Source organism: Magnetovibrio blakemorei (assembly GCF_001746755.1).
Lineage (GTDB): Bacteria > Pseudomonadota > Alphaproteobacteria > Rhodospirillales > Magnetovibrionaceae > Magnetovibrio > Magnetovibrio blakemorei.
In genome coordinates this window covers 1-20,569 of sequence record NZ_MCGG01000086.1, presented here as the reverse complement: position 1 = coordinate 20,569, position 20,569 = coordinate 1, and the positions used below count along the sequence as shown (strand labels likewise).

Below are 20,569 nucleotides of genomic sequence, written 5' to 3'. Positions count from 1 at the left end.
ATGCCCTGGTCTTCGTTTGATGAGGCCTTCGGCAAGCACTACAAACCGCTGGGCCGTCCGGCTAAATCGACGCGATTGATGGTCGGTCTGCATTATTTGAAGCACATGCATGATCTGTCGGACGAAGAAGCGGTAGAGCGCTGGGTCGAGAACCCCTACTGGCAATATTTCTGCGGATTTGAGTTCTTTCAACATCATCTTCCCATTGATCCCAGCACCATGACGCGCTGGCGCAAACGGGTTGGCCCAGAGGGCATGGAAAAGGTTTTGGCGGCCACCGTTGGCGTGGCGGTCGAGACCGGGGCGGTGAAGGAAAGCAGCTTTCAGCGGATCACCGTTGACACCACGGTGCAGCCGAAGAACATCGCCCACCCGACGGATAGCCGATTGTATCTGAAAGCCCTGCAAACATTGGTGCGCCAAGCCAAGCGCCACGGCATCTTGTTGCGCCGCAGCCACACTCGGGTGGCCAAGCGGGCGGCGCTGATGGCCGGGCGCTATGCCCACGCAAAACAGTTCAGGCGCATGCGCCGCGAGATCAAGAAGCTGAAGACGTTCCTGGGCCGTGTGTACCGCGATATCGTCCGAAAGGTCGCTGGTAATGCTGCTCTGGAAGCTCGGTTTGCCCGGCTTTTGGGCCTCGTCGAACGCCTTCTGACCCAGAAAACCAAGGACAAAAACAAACTCTACGCCCTGCATGCTCCGGAGGTCGCCTGCATCGCCAAGGGCAAGGCGCGCACACCCTACGAGTTCGGCGCCAAGGTTGGCATCGCCACCACCAATCGTGAAGGCTTGGTGCTGGCGGCAAAGAACTTCGAAGGCAATCCTTACGATGGACATACCCTGTCCGACACCGTCGCCCAGGCCGCGCAAATGACTGGTGTCGATCCCGAGCGGATTTATGCCGATAGGGGCTATCGCGGCCATAATTACGAGGGCGAGGCCTCGGTCATGCTGTCCGGACACAAGCGCGGATTGAGCCCCCAAATGAAGCGTGAGTTGAAACGAAGATCGGCCATCGAGGCGACCATCGGGCATATGAAAACCGATGGCAGGCTTGATCGAAACTTCCTAAAAGGCCAAACTGGCGACGCCATCAACGCTCTGCTGGTTGCCGCAGGCCACAACATGCGCCTGATCCTCAACGCCCTGGCATTTTGGCTTGCCTGGATCATGAGCGTGACAGAAAAGACAGTCAAAATAGTAAAAACGGATACTTCCCGACTTATGATCCGATACCAAACATCAATGGCTTAGGCATTGTTCAGGGCGAACTCGATATTGTTTTCGTATTTGCCCGCAGGCGTGCCGTTAGCGGCTTGCATCTTCACCAGGAACGTTGAGAGATTTTGAGCATACCCGGTCACCCCGGATTCAAGTTTTTCGTCATAGGGCGATATCAGCGTTACGGTGCTGCACGCACTGAGCGCCAAGACCAAATACAGCGGCGCGAACCACGCTTGTTTCATGCGCTTCATCAAAGACGGAATCAAAGACTGGTGCATTTCATCCTCCCACATTAACCCGGCCCATGAGTGTATTAATAAGTGTATTTATATGTAAATACTTGCATAGATAGTGTTGTGGGGCAAGTCAAATGGCCCTGCACAGCTGATGTGTGCAGGGCCATTCAAAATACGCGATAAAAAATATTACACGTCCAGGTTTGAAACCTTCAGGGCATTTTCTTGAATAAAGTCCCGGCGAGGTTCAACATTGTCGCCCATCAGGGTGGAGAACACTTCGCCAGCCGCTTCGGAATGTTCAACTTTGACCTGCAGCAAGATGCGCACGTTGGGGTCCAAGGTGGTTTCCCACAACTGACTGGGGTTCATTTCGCCCAGACCTTTGTAACGCTGCACCGCCAGGCCTTTGCGGCCCATCTCGGTGATCCGTTCAATCAGGTCCACCGGACCCGTAATGGGATGGTCCTTGTCCTTGGCCGTCAACACGCCGTGCTTCATGTAGCTTTTTTGCAAGCTGCCCGCCATGGCGTCCAAACGCCGCGCTTCAGAGCTTTTGATCAGCGCGTTGTCGATCACATAAGCGTTGCTGACGCCGCGCAGCGTGCGCGACACCTGCAAACCGCCGTCTTCCAAAACTGTGCCGGTCCAACCGCGTTCCAGTTGTTCTTCCAGCGCATCCAGACGTTTGGCCAAATAGCCGCCAATTTCGCCCGCGTGCGCGGGGTCGGTCAAAACTTGCGGGTTGAGTGCGCCCAAAATGGCCGCTTGTTCAATGATCTTGAGCGGTACATGCTTGGAAATGTCGCGCAACAAGCCGCGGGCGACGCGGGCTTCTTCCACCAAATTGCGCAGATCCGTGCCGGCCATCTGGTCACCGTCATATCCCGTGAAGACCGTGCCTTCATCGACGGCGGCGTTGAACAGGTAGTCTTCCAAATAGCTGTCGTCTTTGAGATACACTTCCGAATTGCCGCGTTTCACCCGGTACAGCGGCGGCTGGGCGATGTACAGATAACCACGTTCGATGATTTCCGGCATTTGGCGATAAAAGAACGTCAGCAACAGGGTGCGGATGTGGCTGCCGTCCACGTCAGCATCGGTCATGATGATGATTTTGTGGTAGCGGCATTTTTCGATATTAAAATCGTCGCGCCCAATGCTGGTGCCCAGGGCGGCGATCAAGGTGCCGATTTCCGCCGAGCCCAACATTTTGTCAAAGCGCGCCCGTTCGACGTTGAGAATTTTACCCTTCAAAGGCAAGATCGCTTGATTGGAGCGGTCGCGCCCCTGCTTGGCGGACCCGCCAGCAGAATCACCTTCCACCAGGAACAGTTCGGAATTGGCCGGGTCACGTTCTTGGCAATCTGCCAGTTTCCCCGGCAGTGAGGTAATGTCCAGCACGCCTTTGCGCCGGGTCAGTTCGCGGGCCTTGCGCGCCGCTTCACGGGCGGCGGCGGCTTCAATGATTTTGCCGATCACTTGACGCGCTTCGGTGGGGTGTTCTTCAAACCAACGATCCAGGCCTTCGCTCAACACGCTTTCGACCACCGGACGCACTTCGGAGCTGACCAGTTTGTCTTTGGTCTGCGAGGAAAATTTCGGGTCGGGCACTTTCACCGACAACACGCAGGTCAGGCCTTCACGGGCATCGTCGCCGGTCAGACCGACTTTTTCTTTTTTCGACATGCCCGATTTGGTGAAATACGCATTGATGGTGCGGGTCAACGCGCCGCGAAATCCAGCCAAGTGGGTGCCGCCGTCGCGTTGAGGAATGTTGTTGGTGAAGCACAGGGTTTGTTCATGATAGCTGTCGTTCCACTGCATGGACATTTCCACCGTGATGTCGTCTTTTTCGCCCGACACCATGATGGTTTCGCTGATCAAGGGCGACTTGGCGCGGTCGAGGTATTTGACGAACTCAACCAAACCGCCTTCGTAATGCAAATCGATTTCAACCCGGTCAACGTGGCGTTCATCAATCAACTGCATGTGCACGCCGGAATTCAAAAACGCCAGTTCGCGCAAGCGATGTTCGAGCGTCGCGAAGTCAAATTCCACCATGGTGAAGGTGGACACGGCGGGATGGAACGTCACATGGGTTCCGGTATAGGGAATACCTTCTTCTGTAATGGGGGATTTGCCCACCACTTCCAGCGAACGCACCGTGTCGCCATTTTCAAACCGACAGCTGTGCTCTTTGCCGTTGCGATGCACGGTGAGCTCCAACCAATCGGACAGGGCGTTCACCACCGACACGCCCACCCCGTGCAGACCGCCGGAAACCTTGTAGGAATTTTGATCAAACTTACCGCCCGCGTGCAGCTGGGTCATGATGACTTCCGCCGCCGACACGCCTTCTTCGGCGTGCATATCGACCGGAATACCGCGACCGTTGTCGGTGACGGTCACAGAGCCATCGGCGTTGAGCTTCACGGTGACCAAATCGCAGTGTCCCGCCAGCGCTTCATCGATGGCGTTGTCGACCACTTCGTAGACCATATGGTGCAAGCCCGAACCATCGTCGGTGTCGCCGATGTACATGCCGGGGCGTTTGCGCACCGCTTCCAGGCCTTTGAGCACCTGAATAGACCCGGCACCGTAGGCGGCATCTTCGGAGGAAAGAACGGGTTGGTCTTCGCTTTGATCGGTCATATGGGTCTCTGCCTTTAAGGGCTCAAATTAACAATTAGGACGTTTCCGACACGGTGGCGTCGTTCACGGTGAAAAAGTGCGCCCTGCCTTGGAGCGGGGCGAACAGATCGGATTCGGTTCCGGTGAACCAGGCCTGACAGCCTAAACTTAACACTTCGCCGAACAGGGCGTCGCGATGGTGCGCATCCAAGTGTGCGGCGACTTCGTCCAGCAACAAAACCGGCACCCGGCCTTCGTCTGAAGCGGACAAACGCGCCGCCGCCAAAACCAAACCCACCAGCAACATTTTTTGCTCGCCGGTAGAACATTGCCCGGCGGGCATAGCCTTGGCCGCATGGGTCACCAGCAAATCACTTTGATGGGGCAAGCGGCCTTCTATGGCATTGCCAGCACCGCCCATTTTGGCGTCGCGGGACCGCGAACTTTTTAACGCCCGGCGCAGACGGTCTTCCACTTCCAACGCAGGAAGGTCCGTCAACCAGCCTTCGGCCAAGCCATCAATCGCCAAGGTGCAGGCGGGAAACTGGCTATCCGCCTCATGAAAAGCCCCGGCCATTCCCCCGGCAAGTCGTTCCGCCACATGCAAGCGCGCCGCCGCGACGGCCATGCCGCGGGTGGCCAGGGTATCTTCCAAGGCGCTCAACCAGGCATCATCCATCTTGTTATCCGCGAGCAACTTGGTGCGTTCGCGCAGGGCATGGTTATAAGCCGAAATGCGCCCCGCGTGGGCCGGATCAAAACTGTACACCAAGCGATCCAGAAAGCGCCGACGCTCAACACTGCCGTCCAAAAACAATCGATCCATTTGTGGCGTCAGCCAGTGCACGGCAAAATGCGTGCTCAAAACGGACAGGGCCCTTTGCGCTTCGCCGTCAATGTGCACGACGCGCTTCGCGCCCGATGCATTTTCCAGCCCGGTTCCGATGCGCACAGGATATTCGCCGCTGGAAACTTCCGCGGCAACCGCCCAAACACGCCCTGTATCTGCGCCACTGTCATGTGCACCGGGGTCGCGCCGCCCAACATCGCTCAACTTGGCGCGGCGCAGGCCGCTGCCCGGAACCAAAAAGGACAAGGCTTCCAAGACATTGGTTTTGCCCGCGCCATTGGCCCCGCTGAGCACCACGGGCTTGGTCCCCGTTTCAATGCGGGCATGCTCATAGCAGCGAAAGTTGCTCAACGTTAAACGGGTGCACGCCAATCGCGCAGCACAAGTCGGTCCCACATCGTTTCGAGACGGCGGAACCGGGCCGTTGAGATCTACCGATGCCAGGGCTTGTGTCACGTTTGCTCTTTTGTCCTGTTCAGACTGCATGGGTGCGCTAAAGCGGGTGCTTAAAGCGACGAATCAATCGCGTCCATCAAACACGCCCATCAAACACGCATTGGCATCAGCACATACAGCGCGCTGTCGTCGCCTTCTTCGCGAATGATGGTCGGAGACGCCGCATCCGAAAGCGACATGACAATGGTATCGCCCTCAACTTGGCGCATGATTTCCAGCAGGTAGGCTGAGTTAAAGCCGATTTCCAGACGCTCCCCGGCGTAATCCGATTCCAGCTCGTCCGTGGCACTGCCGCTTTCGGGGCTGGACGCCGACAACACCAAAGAGCCCTTGTCCAAGGTCAGCTTCACGGCGCGGGATTTTTCCGTCGAGATGGCGGACACCCGGTCCACCGCATCGCCAAAGGCTTTGCGCAGGACTTTCATTTCTTTGTCGTTGCCCTGGGGAATGACCCGTTCGTAATCGGGGAAGGTGCCGTCGATCAGCTTGGACGTCAGCACCACGCCATCGAAAGAAAACTGGATTTTGGCTTCCGACAGGGAAACACGAATTTCCGCTTCTGTTTCTTCGATCAGCTTGTGCAGCTCGTTCACGGTTTTGCGCGGCACGATGATGCCGGGCATGCCGTCGGCGCCGTCGGGAAGCGGCGTTTCCGCGCTGGCCAGACGGTGACCGTCGGTGGCCACCGCACGCAGCACCGGCGCGCCATCTTGTTCGGCGGCGTGCAGGTAAATCCCGTTCAGATAATAGCGGGTTTCCTCGGTGGAAATGGCGAAGCGGGTTTTGTCGATCAAGTCTTTCAACTGAACGGCGGCCAAATCGAAATTGACGGGCAAATCGCCGCCCGACATGACCGGAAATTCCCCTGCGGGCAGGCACGACAGCGAAAACCGCGAGCGGCCAGAACGCAAAACCATCTGTCCGTCGCCCGACGTGGCGTCCAGCTCAATGTCCGCGCCATCGGGCAGCTTGCGCACGATTTCGTATAAGGTGTGCGCTGGGGCCGTGGTTTCGCCGGGCTGGGAAACCTCTGCCGCCGTGGCGTCGACGATGTCCAGGTCCATGTCGGTGGCGTTGAGGCGCAACTTGCCGTCGCCTGCCGTCATTTTGACGTTGGAAAGAATTGGAATGGTGTTGCGACGTTCAACAACGTTCTGCACATGGCTCAAGGATTTCAAAAGAGCGGCGCGTTCGATAATCAGCTTCATATCTCATCCAACATTACTGTTCGTTACGTCATCATATGCGTTCGGCATCACATGCGTTCGGCCACATGGCCCACAATCCCCGGAAACTTAGCGCGGAAAGCCTCACCCAAAAGCGCTGCCCCCAGCTCCCCTCAAAAAGGCCCCTGAAAAAGGCCCCCTGAAAAGGGATGTCATTATAACAAAGAGCCCTTAAATCCGAAGTCTTTTCTTCTGTCGGGAATGCGCCCAATACGCTCTCAATAACAATGACTTAACCGGCATACTCCGGCCATCATGCAACAACCCAGACATGGTGTGGGCAAAATACCCTCACAACCGATTCGCGCGCCCTTCACAACAAGCTGCACAAACACCGAGCCCCTGGATGCAAAAGCAGCCAGGGGCTCGGTTCAAACGTTTAGATAGTATGCTGTGAAATGAGTTGATTTCAGCCTTCCAGCATGCGCCGCAGCAATTCCACATCCTCGGCGAAGGACGGATCGCGTTCGCGCAGCTCTTCGACTTTTTTCACCGCGTGCATAACGGTGGTGTGATCGCGACCGCCGAACTTACGACCGATTTCGGGCAACGAGCGCGAGGTCAGTTGTTTGGCCAGATACATCGCCACCTGACGCGGGCGGGCCACCGAGCGCGCGCGCCGGGCCGAGTGCATGTCAGAGGTGCGAATGTTGAAATGCGCGGCGACTTTTTTCTGAATTTCTTCGATGGTGACGCGGCGATCGTGGGCGCGGATCAAATCGTGGAGAACGTCTTGCGCGGTCTCGATGGTGATATCACGACCCACCAGCGAAGAATGCGCGGCGACGCGGTTCAAGGCGCCTTCCAGTTCACGCACGTTCGAGGTGATTTTATGGGCCAAAAACTCCATCACCTTCAACGGCACATCAACGCCCATGCGCTCAGATTTGGTCTGCAAAATGCCTAAGCGCAGCTCGTAGGTGGTGGCGTGAATGTCGGCCACCAAACCGCAGTTGAGGCGCGATTTCAGACGCTCTTCCATACCTTCCAAATCGGACGGGGATTTGTCCGCCGAAATGACGATCTGGCGACCTTGATCGACCAGCGCGTTGAAGGTGTGGAAAAATTCTTCCTGGGTGGAATCTTTGCCGGAAATGAACTGCACGTCATCAATCATCAACACGTCGACATTGCGGAACTGGTCTTTGAAATCCACCGTGTTCTGTTCGCGGAGTGCGCGGATGAATCGATACATGAACTTTTCCGCCGACATATAGATGACCGTGCGGTTGGGATCGACTTCGCGAATGTTCCACGCAATGGCGTGCATCAAGTGGGTTTTGCCCAAACCGACGCCGCCATACAAAAACAGCGGGTTAAATTGTGCGTTGGGGCTTTCGGCAATGCGCTGGGCGGCGGCGTGGGCAAATTCGTTGGGTTTGCCGACGACAAAATTTTCAAAGGTATAACGGGGGTCCAAAGGCGCACTGATTTCCAGCGCGGTGTCGTTGGCGGGCCGCATACTGGCCAAATATCCAGGTGCACTTTGAAGGACCCGTTGGTCGCGCGCCATCGGCTGCGTCCCCGGCGGAATCGATTTGGATGCCGACTTGCGTGATGAGCCACTTGACGGCAAGAGGCTGGAAACGTTTCCAGAAACGCTACCTGTCACGCCGCGAACATGTGGCGCTTCACCACTTAATGCGGAAATGCGGTTTGATGTGTTGGCCGCCTTTGCATCGTTTTGGCCGTATTCGGCCTGCACAAACACCTCAACGTCCTTTACGGCGGCGTTCATGCTGCTCCACAGTTCGCCAAGACGATCCGCATAATGGGCGACGACCCAATCCTTCATGAAACGGGTCGGCACCGAAATGCGCACCAGACCATCATTCCATTCCCGAACCATCATTGGCTTGAGCCAGCTTTGAAAAGCGGCTTCCCCAATTTCATCGCGCAAGCTGCTCAGCACATCTTCCCACTGTGCCGCCACTTGTGCGTCAACGCTAACCCCGTTCATAAACTTTTCCCCTTGCTGCACTTAAAGGTTTCAAAAAGGCCCCGGTTCGCACGTGCGTTGATGCGAATGCGATGCGCCTTTAGATCCTTCCCTCTCAGCAATTTTATACAAGTACCTGACGTATTTGCCGTCCGGCCTTGAGCCCGTGCGACCAACGCTTCATGACTTTTCATCTATCTTAGGTGCCCCAAAATTAAACGTTTCTTCCTTACCGGCATTCGACAAATATCGAAATGAAAACGCCGGTCACCCCTTTTGTAGAAGGCACATGAGCGTGTAATTATTATTTTTGAACCTGCAAGTCATGACTTCAAATCATCAATAAAAGCAGATTTTGGCTTTCTGAATGCAGACCATTTGCAAAGTATTCGCGGGCCATCCCCAGCCCTTGAACTGCCAACGATGTGAAGAGTAATTACAGGTCGTGTTGGAGAGCCCTAAAGGGCCCTTCAATGTTGGCGTGATCTTAGAAGCCTATTGGATACGTTTCAACAAGATCGAAAGGGGAACAGATGAAAAAATTGACTTGACTTAAACAGCCACGGCGAATCCATCCACGCTATCCACAGGCGGTGGATAACACCCTCAATACGCAGGATTTTTTCCCCCCACCCCAATTTTCCTTTCAACCACAAAATATGGACATTTTATCCATTTTCAATGCTATATGCTGGCATCCGCGCCCATGTAAGAGAATCGGACTACAGCCAACTTTTGCCCTTCATTTTGACTTGAGGTTCTTCTTTTGCGGTGCATGGACGGGATGAAAAAATTTCAATTTTTGACTCATAAAATCGTTTTTAGGCCGTAAAATAATTTTACATCCCAATAGCGATATTTACCCTGTTTTACACGTTTTGATGCATATAAAAGCATACCCAAAAACAAGCCATACCCCCATCCGGGCCACGGCCGCAAAAGGGACGTAAAAGGCGGCGTACAAACACAAAAAACCGCCCCCAAGAAACCGGTTCGGTTTTGAGGGCGGTTTTAAATATGTACGGCACAATCGCGTCGACGAAAGAACCCATTCAAACGGCGGATGACGGCATAAGCCCCCTCAAACCGATGAACTGGAGCTTTAAGCGATGGCTTTGATGCCCGCGCTGAGACGCGAAACTTTGCGTGCCACGGTGTTTTTGTGGAAGATGCCAAGCTGTGCGCTGCGCATCATCTGCGGTTCAGCAGACTTCAGGGCAGCGGCGGCGGCGGCTTTGTCGCCGGCGAGAATGGCTTTTTCCACCAATTTGATGGCGGTGCGAACGCTGGAACGACGTGCGCCGTTAACTTCGGTGCGACGGGCGGTCTGGCGGATGCGCTTTTTAGCAGACTTATGATTTGACATTTAATCTCAACCTTTTGCGTTGAACGCGTGTTCGAACGGAAGCGCGGGTTATATAGCCCCCCGCCAGCATCGTCAAGCCTTATAACAGGCATTTATTGGCATTTTTGGGCGTTTATTTGCCTTTAGCGGTTCTCAAATTTCGGCTTACGCTTCTCTATAAACGCCTTCATGCCTTCTTTTTGGTCGTAGGTGGCAAAACAGGCATGAAACAGGCGGCGTTCATAGCGCACGCCTTCGCTTAATGTGGTTTCAAACGCACGGCGCACGGATTCTTTGGCCATCTTCATGGTCGAGCGCGAGAACGTCGCCATGGTCGCCGCCATGGTCATAACTTCATCCATCAACTGATCTGCGGGCACCACCCGCGCCACCAGGCCGGAGCGTTCGGCTTCTTCGGCCCCCATCATGCGCCCGGTCAGCACCATATCCATGGCCTTGGCCTTGCCCACCGCACGGGTCAAACGTTGGGTGCCGCCAATCCCCGGAACAATCCCCAGGGTGATTTCCGGCTGGCCGAACTTGGCGGTGTCGGAAGCGATGATCAGATCGCACATCATCGCCATTTCACAACCTCCACCCAGCGCAAACCCGGACACCGCCGCAATAACAGGCTTGTGACAGCTGTCGATGCGATCCCACGGACCGGAGATAAAATCACCCATGTAAGCGTCGTTAAACGACTTGTCGGCCATTTCTTTAATATCTGCACCGGCGGCAAAGGCTTTTTCAGAACCCGTCAGCACAATCACGTGAACATTGTCATCGGCCTCAAAAGCATCCAGCGCACGGCCCATTTCACCGATCATCTGGGCGTTCAGCGCATTCAACGCCTTGGGACGGTTAAAGGTGATGACGCCGATGCCATCCTTGGCTTCGGTGAGGATGGTTTCAAAGGCCAGGGCGGCGGTATCGGGCATCGGAGGCGTTCCTTTTCGGGAATTTAATTCGGGGATTGAATTTAAGACTGTTTATTTTTTGGCAGGCGACTTTTGCTTCGAGGCCAGCGGCGCCAGGGTAAAGCGCACCCGAAGCGTTTTGCCCATTTGCTCAAAGGCCAACGACAGGCTTTCGTCTTCGCGCACGAACATATCTGTTGTTTCCTTGACCCAGCCCAATTGCGGCAAGGTCGAAGCATAAAACTTCACGACTTCGGCTTGGCTGACCGGGCCTTCGGTGAGAATTTCGGCCAAACGGCCATCGGGCGTAGAAAATTCGACCCCGTCGCCAACTTCTTCAAGCCCCTGCATCAACGGCAAGTCATCAATGACGGCGGAAAAACCGCTGCTCTCAGCCCGTGACTGAGAAGCCGAGAAAAGCGCGACGGAAACGGCGAGACACAAAACAACAACAAAGCGCATGATGAAGCCTTATTAACGTTGATGGCGGGGACAATAATACGAGGATCGCCCGCCTTGTTCCAAGTGCTGAATGCCCTTGGTCTTCAAAACATCACAATCACAGCCCGGACACGCCTGACCGGTGCGGCCATAAACGGCGAAACTGTGCTGAAAATAGCCCAATTCCCCGTCCGTGGTGCGATGGTCTTTAAGCGTTGAGCCACCCGCTTGAATGGCGGCGCTCAACACCGACTTTATCGCCCCCGCCAATTTTTCCGCCCGCGCGCCCTGCACCGTGCCCGCCCGGCGTTTGGGGGAGAGGCCAGCCTGAAACAAACTTTCCGACGCATATATATTGCCCACCCCGGCCACCACATGGCTGTCCATGATGGCCTGTTTGATGGCAACTTTTTTACCCTTAAGGGCCGCCGCCAGCACGGGGCCGGAAAAGGCATTGCCCAAAGGTTCGGGACCTATGTCTTTGATCAAGGGGTGTTCCGCAACCTTTTCACTGGGGCACAGATCCATCAGACCAAAGCGCCTGGGGTCGGTAAAAACGATGACGGCCCCGTTGCTGAGATCAAACTGCACATGGTCGTGTTTGCCAACAGGTGCAGGCGTTTCGCCCGGCGGATAGATGCGCACCTGGCCCGACATGCCCAGGTGCCATATTAGGGTGTCATCGTGCGATTCGATCAAAAGGTATTTGGCGCGCCGCCCCGTACGTTTGATTCGCGCCCCTTCCAGGCGCTGAACAAAGTCGACGGGAAACGGTTTGCGCAGGTCGGCACGGCGTAAATGGACTCGCGAAAAAGCAGCCCCTTCCAAGACGGGGGCCAATCCTCGACGTACGGTTTCGACTTCAGGCAACTCAGGCATAGAAACGACAGTAGCCTCTTTGCGAACGTTCCGCTATGTTCCAGCTTATGAGCAACAAAACACACCCCTCCAGGGCGCCGGAAATCCTGTCTCCAGGCGAGCCCACCACGCATTTTGGTTACAAAACCGTGCGTGAAGAAGATAAGGTCGACATGGTGCGTGGCGTTTTTGACAACGTCGCGTCCAAATACGATTTGATGAACGACCTGATGAGCATGGGCGTGCACCGCCTGTGGAAAAATCGCTTGATCGAAAAGCTGCGCCCCCATGCGGGTCAAAAGCTTTTGGATGTTGGCGGCGGCACCGGCGATATCGCGTTTAAATACTTAAGCGGCGGCGGCGATGACGTCACGGTGTTCGACATCAACGACGAAATGCTTCAAGTCGGACGCGACCGCGCCATCGACAAAGGTTTACTGCAAGGCATTCAATGGCAGCAAGGCAACGCCGAAGAGCTGCCCTACGAAGACGCTACGTTTGATGCCTACACCATCGCCTTTTGCATCCGCAACGTCACCCACATTGATCGTGCCTTGGCGGAAGCCAAGCGCGTCCTGAAGCCCGGTGGACATTTTTTGTGCTTGGAATTTTCCAAGGTGGTGGTTCCCGGTCTCAGCACCATTTACGACACGTATTCGTTTTCGCTGTTGCCCAAAATCGGGGAAATCGTCGCAAACGATCGGGACTCGTATCAGTACCTGGCCGAATCCATTCGTCGTTTTCCCGATCAAGAAACGTTCAAAACCATGATCGAAGACGCCGGGATGGAGGTTGCCAGCTATGAAAACCTGACCGGCGGCATCGCCTGCATCCATAGCGCTTGGCGCACGTAAGCGAGGCACTTGTGGAATCTCTTCGTCACATCCTGCGCTTGATGTCCATTGCCCGCACCTTGGCGCGCCATGACGCACTGTTCATCTTGGAGCAATTGCAGTTGGCCCCGGCCATTGTGCTGTTTGCGAAAATGATTTCCAGCCGCCGCGTTTCGGGTCGCCCCGGCGAACGTCTGGCGCGCGCCTTTCAGGACATGGGGCCCAGCTTCATCAAAGTCGGGCAAATGCTGTCGACGCGCTCTGACTTGTTGGGCGAACAGATGGCCGCCGATTTGTCTACCTTGCAAGACAAACTGCCACCGTTTTCGGGTGAAGAAGCGCGCGCCGCCATCGAGGCCGAATTCGGCCAAACCATGGATGAACTGTTTTTGTCGTTTGACGACACCGCCATCGCCGCCGCGTCCATCGCCCAGGTGCACTTCGCCGTCACCCGGGATGGCGAAGAAGTTGCGGTCAAGGTTCTGCGTCCCGACATCGAAAAAGCGTTTAAAGGCGATTTGGAACTGTTTTTTTGGGGTGCGCGCCTGCTCCAACGCACCCGCCCCGAACTGCGCCGTTTAAAGCCCGTGGAAAGCGTGGCGACCTTGGCGCGCTCGGTCGAAATGGAAATGGATTTACGGTTTGAAGCGGCCGCCGCCGATGAACTGCGCGAAAACTTTCTCACGGATCGCTCCATCTTCGTGCCGCGCATCGATTGGCTGCGCACCGGCAGGCGGGTCATGTGCACCGAACGCGTGCACGGCATTTCGTTTGGCGATATCGCCGCCATCAAAGCCGCCGGCCACGATACCTTGGAAATTTTGCGCAAAACTGCCGAAACCTTTTTTTACCAAGCCTTTCGCGACGGTTTTTTTCATGCCGACATGCATCCCGGCAATCTGTTCGTATTGCCCGACGGCACCGTGGCGATTGTCGATTTTGGCATCATGGGTCGCTTGAACCAGACCTCGCGTCGCCATTTGGCGGAAATGCTGATGTCGTTTCTCACCCGCGATTATCGCCGCGTTGCTGAAATTCATTTTGAAGCGGGTTGGATCCCCAAGAACCAATCGATGGAAGAATTCACCCAGGCGTGCCGTTCCATTGCCGAGCCGGTCTTGGATCGTCCGCAAAATGAGATTTCCATTGCCCGGCTGTTGGGTCAATTGTTCCAAATCACCGAAACCTTCCAGATGGAAAGTCAGCCTCAACTGTTATTGCTACAAAAAACCATGCTGGTGGCCGAAGGCACCGGACGTCGTTTGGCCCCCAACGCCAACATGTGGGTGATCGCAAGGCCCTTGATCGAAGAGTGGATGCACGCCAACTTCGGACCTGAAGCGCGGCTCAAAGATGCCGCCCGTCAGGGTGTGGACGCCTTAAACCGTCTGCCCTCTATCGTCAGAGGTTTGGAAACGGCGCTCAGTCAATTTGACGAGCACGGGCTTAAGCTTCATCCCGACACCGTAGCGCAACTGCGCGGAAAACGGAGCCGAACCCCGTCCACCACAGCGGTGATGTGGATTGCCAGTATCGCCGCAAGTGTTGCCGCAACGGCCTTTTTGATGAGCGCTCTTTAACGCGTCGTCATCGTACTGCCTTCTTATCTTCACGACAAATGCGATATATATGTTAAATAACACTTGCGCGGTGGGTTTTTCGCCATTAACTTATCCACACCAATTTTTCGTAATTCGCTTTTTTTTGTGTGTGGGTTTTATAACGTGCTCAACGGAAAACGTATTTTATTGATCGTCACGGGCGGCATCGCTGCTTATAAGACTCCCGAACTTGTTCGCCAGCTGATCAAGGCCGGCGCAACAGTGCGCTGTGTCTTAACCCGGGGCGGCGCACAATTCGTCACCCCGTTGGCCTTGGCCAGCGTGTCGGGCGATCAAGTCTATAGCGATCTGTTTTCCCTGACCGACGAACATGAAATGGGCCACATCAATCTGTCCCGCGAAGCCGATGTCGTACTGGTGGCTCCGGCGACCGCCAACACCTTGGCCAAAATGGCCCACGGCCTGGCTGATAACTTGTCCACCACGGTGCTGTTGGCCACCGATAAACCGGTATTGGCGGTGCCGGCCATGAATGTGCGCATGTGGGAACATGCCGCGACAAAGTCCAACATCGCCATGCTGCGTGCCCGCGGCGTTACCATGATTGGCCCCGACGAAGGCGAAATGGCTTGCGGAGAATGGGGCGAAGGCCGCATGGCCGAACCCGAAGACATCGTTTTGGCGCTTTCGAGCTTTTTTGGCTCCACCGCCCCGCTTGGTGGATATTCGGCCATCGTCACCAGCGGTCCAACCCATGAGCCCATTGATCCGGTGCGTTACATCGCCAATCGCTCCAGCGGCAAACAAGGCCACGCCATCGCCCAAGCGCTTAAAGAGCTCGGCGCGCGTGTGACCTTGATCAGCGGACCCGTCGATTTACCCGACCCCCAAGGCGTCAAAGTCATTCACGTGCAAAGCGCCCGCGACATGGCGACAGCCGTTGAAGGTGCTTTGCCCGCAGACATCGCCGTGTGCGCCGCTGCCGTGGCCGACTGGCGCGTCGACAACCAAGCCCCGCAAAAGCTGAAGAAGGGCATTGATGGTATGCCCAGCCTTTCCATGGTTGAAAATCCCGATATTTTGGCCGCCCTGTCGCGCCCCGGTGAACGCCGCCCCCAATTGGTGGTGGGCTTTGCCGCAGAAACCGAAAACGTTTTGGAGCACGCCCGCGCCAAGCTGGCGAAAAAGGGCTGCGACTGGATCTGCGCCAACGATGTTTCTCCGTCTACGGGTACCTTTGGCGGCGATCAAAACACCGTTCAACTGGTTACCCGCACCAGCGTTGAAGACTGGCCGAGCCAATCCAAGTTTCATGTTGCCAAACAATTGGCGACGCGCATCGCAGCACATCTGGGGGCTCAAAAATTCGCCCACAAACCGGGGGAGGCGAGCTGATGAGTGCATCCAACCGCGTTGAGATTGCCGTAAAACGTCTGGCCCACGGTGCTGATTTGGCCTTGCCGGAACATGCCACGCCGCACAGCGCCGGCGTTGATTTGTTGGCCGCGATTGACCAAGACGTCGAATTGGCACCCGGCCAGCGAGCGCTCATCAAAAGCGGCCTTTCCATTGAATTGCCCGTTGGCTTTGAAGCCCAAGTGCGCCCGCGTTCCGGCTTGGCGCTCAAACACGGCGTCACTGTTTTAAACGCACCGGGCACCATAGACGCGGATTACCGCGGCGAAGTGGGCGTCATTCTCATCAATTTAGGTAATAGCCCGTTCACCATTGAACGCGGTATGCGTATTGCGCAAATGGTTGTGGCCCCGGTCTCAACCATCGCTTGGCGTGAAAGTCATGACTTAAATTTAACCGAACGCGGTACAGGCGGATTTGGTTCGACCGGAACCGCCTCAACTGACACCACAAACCAACAAACCTGAAGACCTATTATTAGGGGACGACCGTTATGCTTCGATTATCGAAAAAAATGCTGTTTGCGATTGAGGCGGTGCTCGACATCGCTTATCACGCCGGCAGTGAACCTGTGCAAAGCCGCGAAATTACGCGCCGCCAGGACATCCCCAGGCGCTACCTGGAACAAGCCTTGCAGCAGCTTGTACGCGAAGACATCTTGATAGGCGTGCGCGGTCCGCGCGGCGGCTATCGGTTGGCGCGCGAACGCCGACGCATTTCCATCGGCGACATCGTGCGCGCTGTCCGGCGTATGGAAACGGCCGATGACCCCTTGCAAGAAACCACCGGATCAGAGCTTGGCGTCAAAGTCGTGCGTCCGTTGTGGATGGAAATGCAAGGCGAGGTCATGAAGCAGCTTGATCTGGTCAGCATCGATGACATGTGCAACCGCGCTCACAAGGCGGGCATCGACAGCGAAGGCCGCAAAAGCCTTGATTTCATTATTTAACCGCTTCACGCAGGCGACCAACAAACGCTACGCTTGTTGAACCGTCAAATCCGCGATAAAACCAGTACCTATGAACAGTAAAATTGTGCGAAAAAATTAATAATACAGCACTGCTGTCAGGGAGGGCGACACGACTATGGACAACCAAATCACGGGCACCCGCACTCGGGGACGTATTTATAACAGCATTCTCGAAACCATTGGGGCGACACCTCTAATTCGGCTTTCCAAGCTGGCAGAAGCCGAAAACTGCGCCGCCGTTATTTTGGGTAAATGCGAATTTTTCAACCCGTTGGCTTCCGTGAAGGACCGCATCGGCCTGGCCATGGTTGAAGAGGCCGAACAATCCGGCCACATCAAACCCGGCGATACGTTGGTAGAACCCACATCCGGCAACACCGGCATTGCGCTGGCCTTCGTCTGCGCGGCAAAGGGCTATCGGTTGATCCTCACCATGCCCGATTCCATGTCTTCGGAACGGCGCAAAATGCTCGCCTATTTGGGTGCTGAGATCGAACTCACGCCCGGCACTCAAGGCATGCAAGGGGCCATTGATCGCGCCGAAGAGCTGGTTCAATCCCACGGCTACTTGATGCTTCAACAATTCACCAACATGGCCAATCCTGCCGCGCATCGCGCCACCACTGCTGAAGAAATTTGGCTCGACACCGACGGGGCGGTCGATGTGGTCGTCAGCGGCGTGGGAACGGGTGGAACCCTTTCGGGCATCGGCAGCTTGCTCAAAGAGCGCAAACCGTCTGTGCAAATGATTGCCGTTGAACCCGAAGACAGCGCCGTATTGTCGGGCGGCGTGCCCGGACCGCACAAAATTCAAGGCATTGGCGCAGGCTTTGTGCCTACTGTTTTGAATCGTGACCTCATCGATGAGGTTATTCAAATCGGCAACGAGACCGCTTTTGCCATGGCCCGCAAAGCGGCCCGCTTGGAAGGCCTGCCCATTGGCATTTCTTCCGGTGCCGCTCTGGCAACCGCCATTGAATTGGGCCAACGTCCCGAAATGAAGGATAAGGTCATCGTTGTAATCTTACCATCGTTCGCCGAGCGCTACCTTTCAACCCCCTTGTTCGAAGGTTTGGGCCAAGACTGATCGGTTGTTTGACATTTCTAAAGCCCAGGCTTTTTGTCGATTGGACTCTACTTATTTTCTGTCTTTGTCTTTTTTGAATCTTATTATGACAATAAAAACAGTGCGATGTTAATTTCTTGAAATTAAATTTTCGTCGTTTTTGTATAAGCATTTTTGTTCGTTCTTATATTTTTGCTTTTTAGTGACGCCGTTTTGAACACCACGGGACAGATTTTATGAGCCTCGATTTCAGCGAATCTCAGATCCAGCGTTACGCGCGACATATTTTGCTGCCTCAGGTCGGCGGACAAGGTCAAGAAAAACTGCTTAAGTCTAAAGTGCTGGTTATTGGTGCAGGTGGGCTCGGTTCGCCAGTTTTGATGTATTTGGCAGCGGCTGGCGTGGGCACCATTGGCATCGTCGATGACGACGTTGTCGATTTATCCAATCTTCAGCGCCAAATCATCCACACCACGGACTCTGTCGGCAGCGCCAAGGTCGATAGCGCAGCCAAAACCCTTAACGCCATCAATCCCGACGTCAAAGTCGTCTTACACAAGCAACGCCTAAACGTCGACAACGCGCTTGATTTGATGGCGGGTTACGATTTGGTCACCGACGGTTCCGATAACTTCGCCACCCGCTTTTTGGTCAATGACGCCGCTTATTTTTCCAGAACGCCTTTGGTCAGCGGCGCCATTTTGCGCTTTGACGGCCAAGTGGCGACGTTTAAGAATTTCCCCGGCGGTCATACCGACGGGCCGTGTTATCGGTGCATTTTTCGCGAACCGCCGCCGCCTGGGCAAATCCCCAGCTGTTCCGAAGCGGGGGTTTTGGGGGTCTTGTGCGGAACCGTTGGGTCTTTGCAAGCGACCGAAATCATCAAAGAATTGCTGGGCATCGGCGAGACCCTTTCGGGACAGCTGTTGATTTACGATGCCTTAGGAACCCAGTTTCGTACCATCAAGGTCAAGCGCGATCCCGGTTGCCCACTGTGTGGTGAAAATCCCACCATCTTAGACCTCTCTATCCACAAAAATCCGATTGCGGAGGCCTGTAGAACGGAGGACCATCGTGGCTGAAGGCCTCAACGCGGATCGTCCGCAAAAGCTATCCATTGTCGTTTTTTCCGGTGCGTTCGACAAAGTGCATTATGCCTTGGTGATGGCGTCCGCCGCCGCCGCCACGGACACACCTGTGACGCTTTTTTTCACCATGGAAGGGGCGCGCGCACTCATTCAGGCGGACGAAACCACCCCACATCCCTGGCGCACTCTGCCCACCGAAGTTCCGGGGCGATCGGGTGGGGAGCTGGATGATGCCTTCAAAACCCGCAACATTGCCGATTTTGAAACCCTCCTGTTTGCATGTCGGGAACTGGGGGTGCGCTTCATGGTCTGCGAAATGGGCCTGAAAGCGCTGGATATCGAGCGCCAAAATCTTCGCGACGACCTCACCTATGAGATCGGCGGCGTGGTCACGTTTCTCAACGACGCCCACCAAGACGGCGCGGTGATCTTCATCTAGAGCATTTCCGGGTTATTTTGACGCATAACCATCTGCGGCAAAGAAGTTGCGGCATTCATCTGGCTTGAACAGGTCGCAAACTTTTCCAGCCGTCTTCCACAGGTCATCGATTGTACGAGGTTTCAGGCGTTTCATATGAGACTTAAATTTTGAGAACGCCAGTTCTATGGGGTTAAAATCAGGCGAATATGGCGGCAGGAATAAGAGCCAGGCCCCTCGTTTTTCAACCGCCTGCTTGGCGCTGTCACATTTGTGCGCTGAGAGATTGTCGAGAACAACAACGTCCCCTTTGCTCAAGGTCGGAGCGAGTTGTGTTTCGATGTAATGCGCGAAGATATCAGCGTTCATGGGGCCATCAACAATCCAGGGGGCGGTTAAGCGATCACAGCGCAACCCGGCAATAAAGGTCATGGTTTTCCAGTGTCCGTGAGGAATGCTGGCGACCATCCGCTGGCCTTTGCGACAGCGCCCCCTCAGGCGCGCCATCTTGGTGTTGAGACCGGTTTCATCAATGAACACGATGTTGCCGATCTTTTCGGGGTGGGCCTCAAGCCAGTTCTGACGCTTGCGCCACACCGTTCGTGCCGCCTGTACATCAGGACGCCCCTGCTCGCTGGCGTGGGCCGTTTTTTTTGAAGCTGATTTTACGCGACCGAAGCCAGTCATCTATGGTCGATTTGGGGGCGCGAACGCCATGGACGCTGGATAACCGCTCGGACAATTCTTGTAAGGTCATGTCCGGCGTCTCTTCAATCCAGCTCAGGATATCAGCTCCGTAGGGATCAAGGCGGCGCTTGTGGGGACCATGTCCTTTGGGGGCCACGGACCCTTCTGTTTCATACTGATGCACAAAGCGGATGGCAGAACTTGGACTCACCTCAAAATGGGCTGCAGCACGCCGACACGACATCCCTGTGGCCACTTTCTGAACCAAACGAATACGTAAATCATGCGAAATGGTCATGATAAAAACTCCCTCGCGTTCCGATGACCAAGGGAATCACAAAACTCTTAACAGGGATTCAACAAAATCAACTTCGACTCATTTATTATCGGAAACGCTCTA

General features: G+C 55.3%; 20 protein-coding genes. 9 read left to right on the top strand and 11 right to left on the bottom strand.

What is annotated here, in order from left to right; translation table 11 throughout:
- On the top strand, positions 1-1,257 hold a 1,257-nt coding region (locus tag BEN30_RS17480; RefSeq protein ID WP_069959583.1), incomplete at its 5' end, for an IS5-like element ISVbsp2 family transposase.
- Here BEN30_RS17480 and BEN30_RS17475 read toward each other — a convergent pair.
- The 9 genes from BEN30_RS17475 to mutM form a co-directional block, all read right to left on the bottom strand.
- A complete protein-coding gene (locus BEN30_RS17475) occupies positions 1,254-1,505 on the bottom strand; it encodes a hypothetical protein (RefSeq protein ID WP_139135118.1) in 252 nt (83 codons plus the stop codon). The genes BEN30_RS17480 and BEN30_RS17475 overlap by 4 nt on opposite strands.
- 147 nt (positions 1,506-1,652) lie before the next feature.
- On the bottom strand, positions 1,653-4,118 hold the full coding sequence (gene gyrB / locus BEN30_RS17470) for a DNA topoisomerase (ATP-hydrolyzing) subunit B (RefSeq protein ID WP_069959581.1): 2,466 nt from the start codon (positions 4,116-4,118) through the stop codon (positions 1,653-1,655).
- A gap of 34 nt (positions 4,119-4,152) precedes the next feature.
- Positions 4,153-5,403 carry a DNA replication/repair protein RecF gene (gene recF / locus BEN30_RS17465; protein WP_245649082.1) on the bottom strand — a complete coding sequence of 417 codons (1,251 nt, stop codon included), beginning with the start codon at positions 5,401-5,403 and terminating at the stop codon, positions 4,153-4,155.
- An 89-nt stretch (positions 5,404-5,492) separates the two neighbouring features.
- Complete coding sequence (dnaN, locus tag BEN30_RS17460) at positions 5,493-6,611, bottom strand: DNA polymerase III subunit beta (RefSeq protein ID WP_069959580.1); 1,119 nt, start codon at positions 6,609-6,611, stop codon at positions 5,493-5,495.
- Between the two features lie 427 nt (positions 6,612-7,038).
- Positions 7,039-8,589 (bottom strand): chromosomal replication initiator protein DnaA, encoded by a 1,551-nt coding sequence (gene dnaA, locus BEN30_RS17455; RefSeq protein WP_069959579.1) that lies wholly within the window; start codon positions 8,587-8,589, stop codon positions 7,039-7,041.
- A gap of 1,081 nt (positions 8,590-9,670) precedes the next feature.
- Positions 9,671-9,934, bottom strand: coding sequence for a 30S ribosomal protein S20 (gene rpsT, locus BEN30_RS17445; protein ID WP_069959577.1), 264 nt, complete (start codon positions 9,932-9,934; stop codon positions 9,671-9,673).
- A gap of 122 nt (positions 9,935-10,056) precedes the next feature.
- The gene (locus BEN30_RS17440) at positions 10,057-10,833 is read right to left on the bottom strand and encodes an enoyl-CoA hydratase (RefSeq protein ID WP_069959586.1); all 777 of its coding nucleotides are present in this window, start codon (positions 10,831-10,833) and stop codon (positions 10,057-10,059) included.
- Positions 10,834-10,902: 69 nt separating this feature from the next.
- Complete coding sequence (locus tag BEN30_RS17435; protein ID WP_069959576.1) at positions 10,903-11,292, bottom strand: hypothetical protein; 390 nt, start codon at positions 11,290-11,292, stop codon at positions 10,903-10,905.
- Between the two features lie 12 nt (positions 11,293-11,304).
- A complete protein-coding gene (gene mutM, locus BEN30_RS17430; protein ID WP_069959575.1) occupies positions 11,305-12,150 on the bottom strand; it encodes a bifunctional DNA-formamidopyrimidine glycosylase/DNA-(apurinic or apyrimidinic site) lyase in 846 nt (281 codons plus the stop codon).
- Positions 12,151-12,197: 47 nt separating this feature from the next.
- Between mutM and ubiE the strand changes: the two genes are divergently transcribed.
- The 8 genes from ubiE (at position 12,198) to BEN30_RS17390 (ending at position 19,503) form a co-directional block, all read left to right on the top strand.
- Positions 12,198-12,983 carry a bifunctional demethylmenaquinone methyltransferase/2-methoxy-6-polyprenyl-1,4-benzoquinol methylase UbiE gene (gene ubiE, locus BEN30_RS17425; protein WP_069959574.1) on the top strand — a complete coding sequence of 262 codons (786 nt, stop codon included), beginning with the start codon at positions 12,198-12,200 and terminating at the stop codon, positions 12,981-12,983.
- A gap of 11 nt (positions 12,984-12,994) precedes the next feature.
- A complete protein-coding gene (ubiB, locus tag BEN30_RS17420) occupies positions 12,995-14,542 on the top strand; it encodes a 2-polyprenylphenol 6-hydroxylase (protein WP_245649081.1) in 1,548 nt (515 codons plus the stop codon).
- 144 nt (positions 14,543-14,686) lie between these two features.
- Positions 14,687-15,919 carry a bifunctional phosphopantothenoylcysteine decarboxylase/phosphopantothenate--cysteine ligase CoaBC gene (gene coaBC, locus BEN30_RS17415; protein WP_069959584.1) on the top strand — a complete coding sequence of 411 codons (1,233 nt, stop codon included), beginning with the start codon at positions 14,687-14,689 and terminating at the stop codon, positions 15,917-15,919.
- Positions 15,919-16,407, top strand: coding sequence for a dUTP diphosphatase (dut, locus tag BEN30_RS17410; protein ID WP_069959573.1), 489 nt, complete (start codon positions 15,919-15,921; stop codon positions 16,405-16,407). Before coaBC ends, dut begins: the two co-directional genes overlap by 1 nt.
- A 26-nt stretch (positions 16,408-16,433) precedes the next feature.
- The gene (locus BEN30_RS17405; protein WP_069959572.1) at positions 16,434-16,889 is read left to right on the top strand and encodes an RrF2 family transcriptional regulator; all 456 of its coding nucleotides are present in this window, start codon (positions 16,434-16,436) and stop codon (positions 16,887-16,889) included.
- A 136-nt stretch (positions 16,890-17,025) separates the two neighbouring features.
- Positions 17,026-17,997: a cysteine synthase A gene (cysK, locus tag BEN30_RS17400; protein ID WP_069959571.1), complete on the top strand. Its 972-nt coding sequence runs from the start codon at positions 17,026-17,028 to the stop codon at positions 17,995-17,997.
- A gap of 215 nt (positions 17,998-18,212) precedes the next feature.
- The gene (moeB, locus tag BEN30_RS17395) at positions 18,213-19,058 is read left to right on the top strand and encodes a molybdopterin-synthase adenylyltransferase MoeB (RefSeq protein ID WP_069959570.1); all 846 of its coding nucleotides are present in this window, start codon (positions 18,213-18,215) and stop codon (positions 19,056-19,058) included.
- Positions 19,051-19,503, top strand: coding sequence for a DsrE/DsrF/DrsH-like family protein (locus tag BEN30_RS17390; protein WP_069959569.1), 453 nt, complete (start codon positions 19,051-19,053; stop codon positions 19,501-19,503). Before moeB ends, BEN30_RS17390 begins: the two co-directional genes overlap by 8 nt.
- A 12-nt stretch (positions 19,504-19,515) precedes the next feature.
- On the opposite strand, the gene BEN30_RS19295 is transcribed toward BEN30_RS17390, so the two are convergent.
- Complete coding sequence (locus tag BEN30_RS19295; protein WP_084005484.1) at positions 19,516-20,079, bottom strand: IS630 family transposase; 564 nt, start codon at positions 20,077-20,079, stop codon at positions 19,516-19,518.
- A 19-nt stretch (positions 20,080-20,098) separates the two neighbouring features.
- A complete protein-coding gene (locus tag BEN30_RS19290) occupies positions 20,099-20,467 on the bottom strand; it encodes a helix-turn-helix domain-containing protein (RefSeq protein ID WP_069956304.1) in 369 nt (122 codons plus the stop codon).
- Positions 20,468-20,569 lie beyond the last annotated feature (102 nt).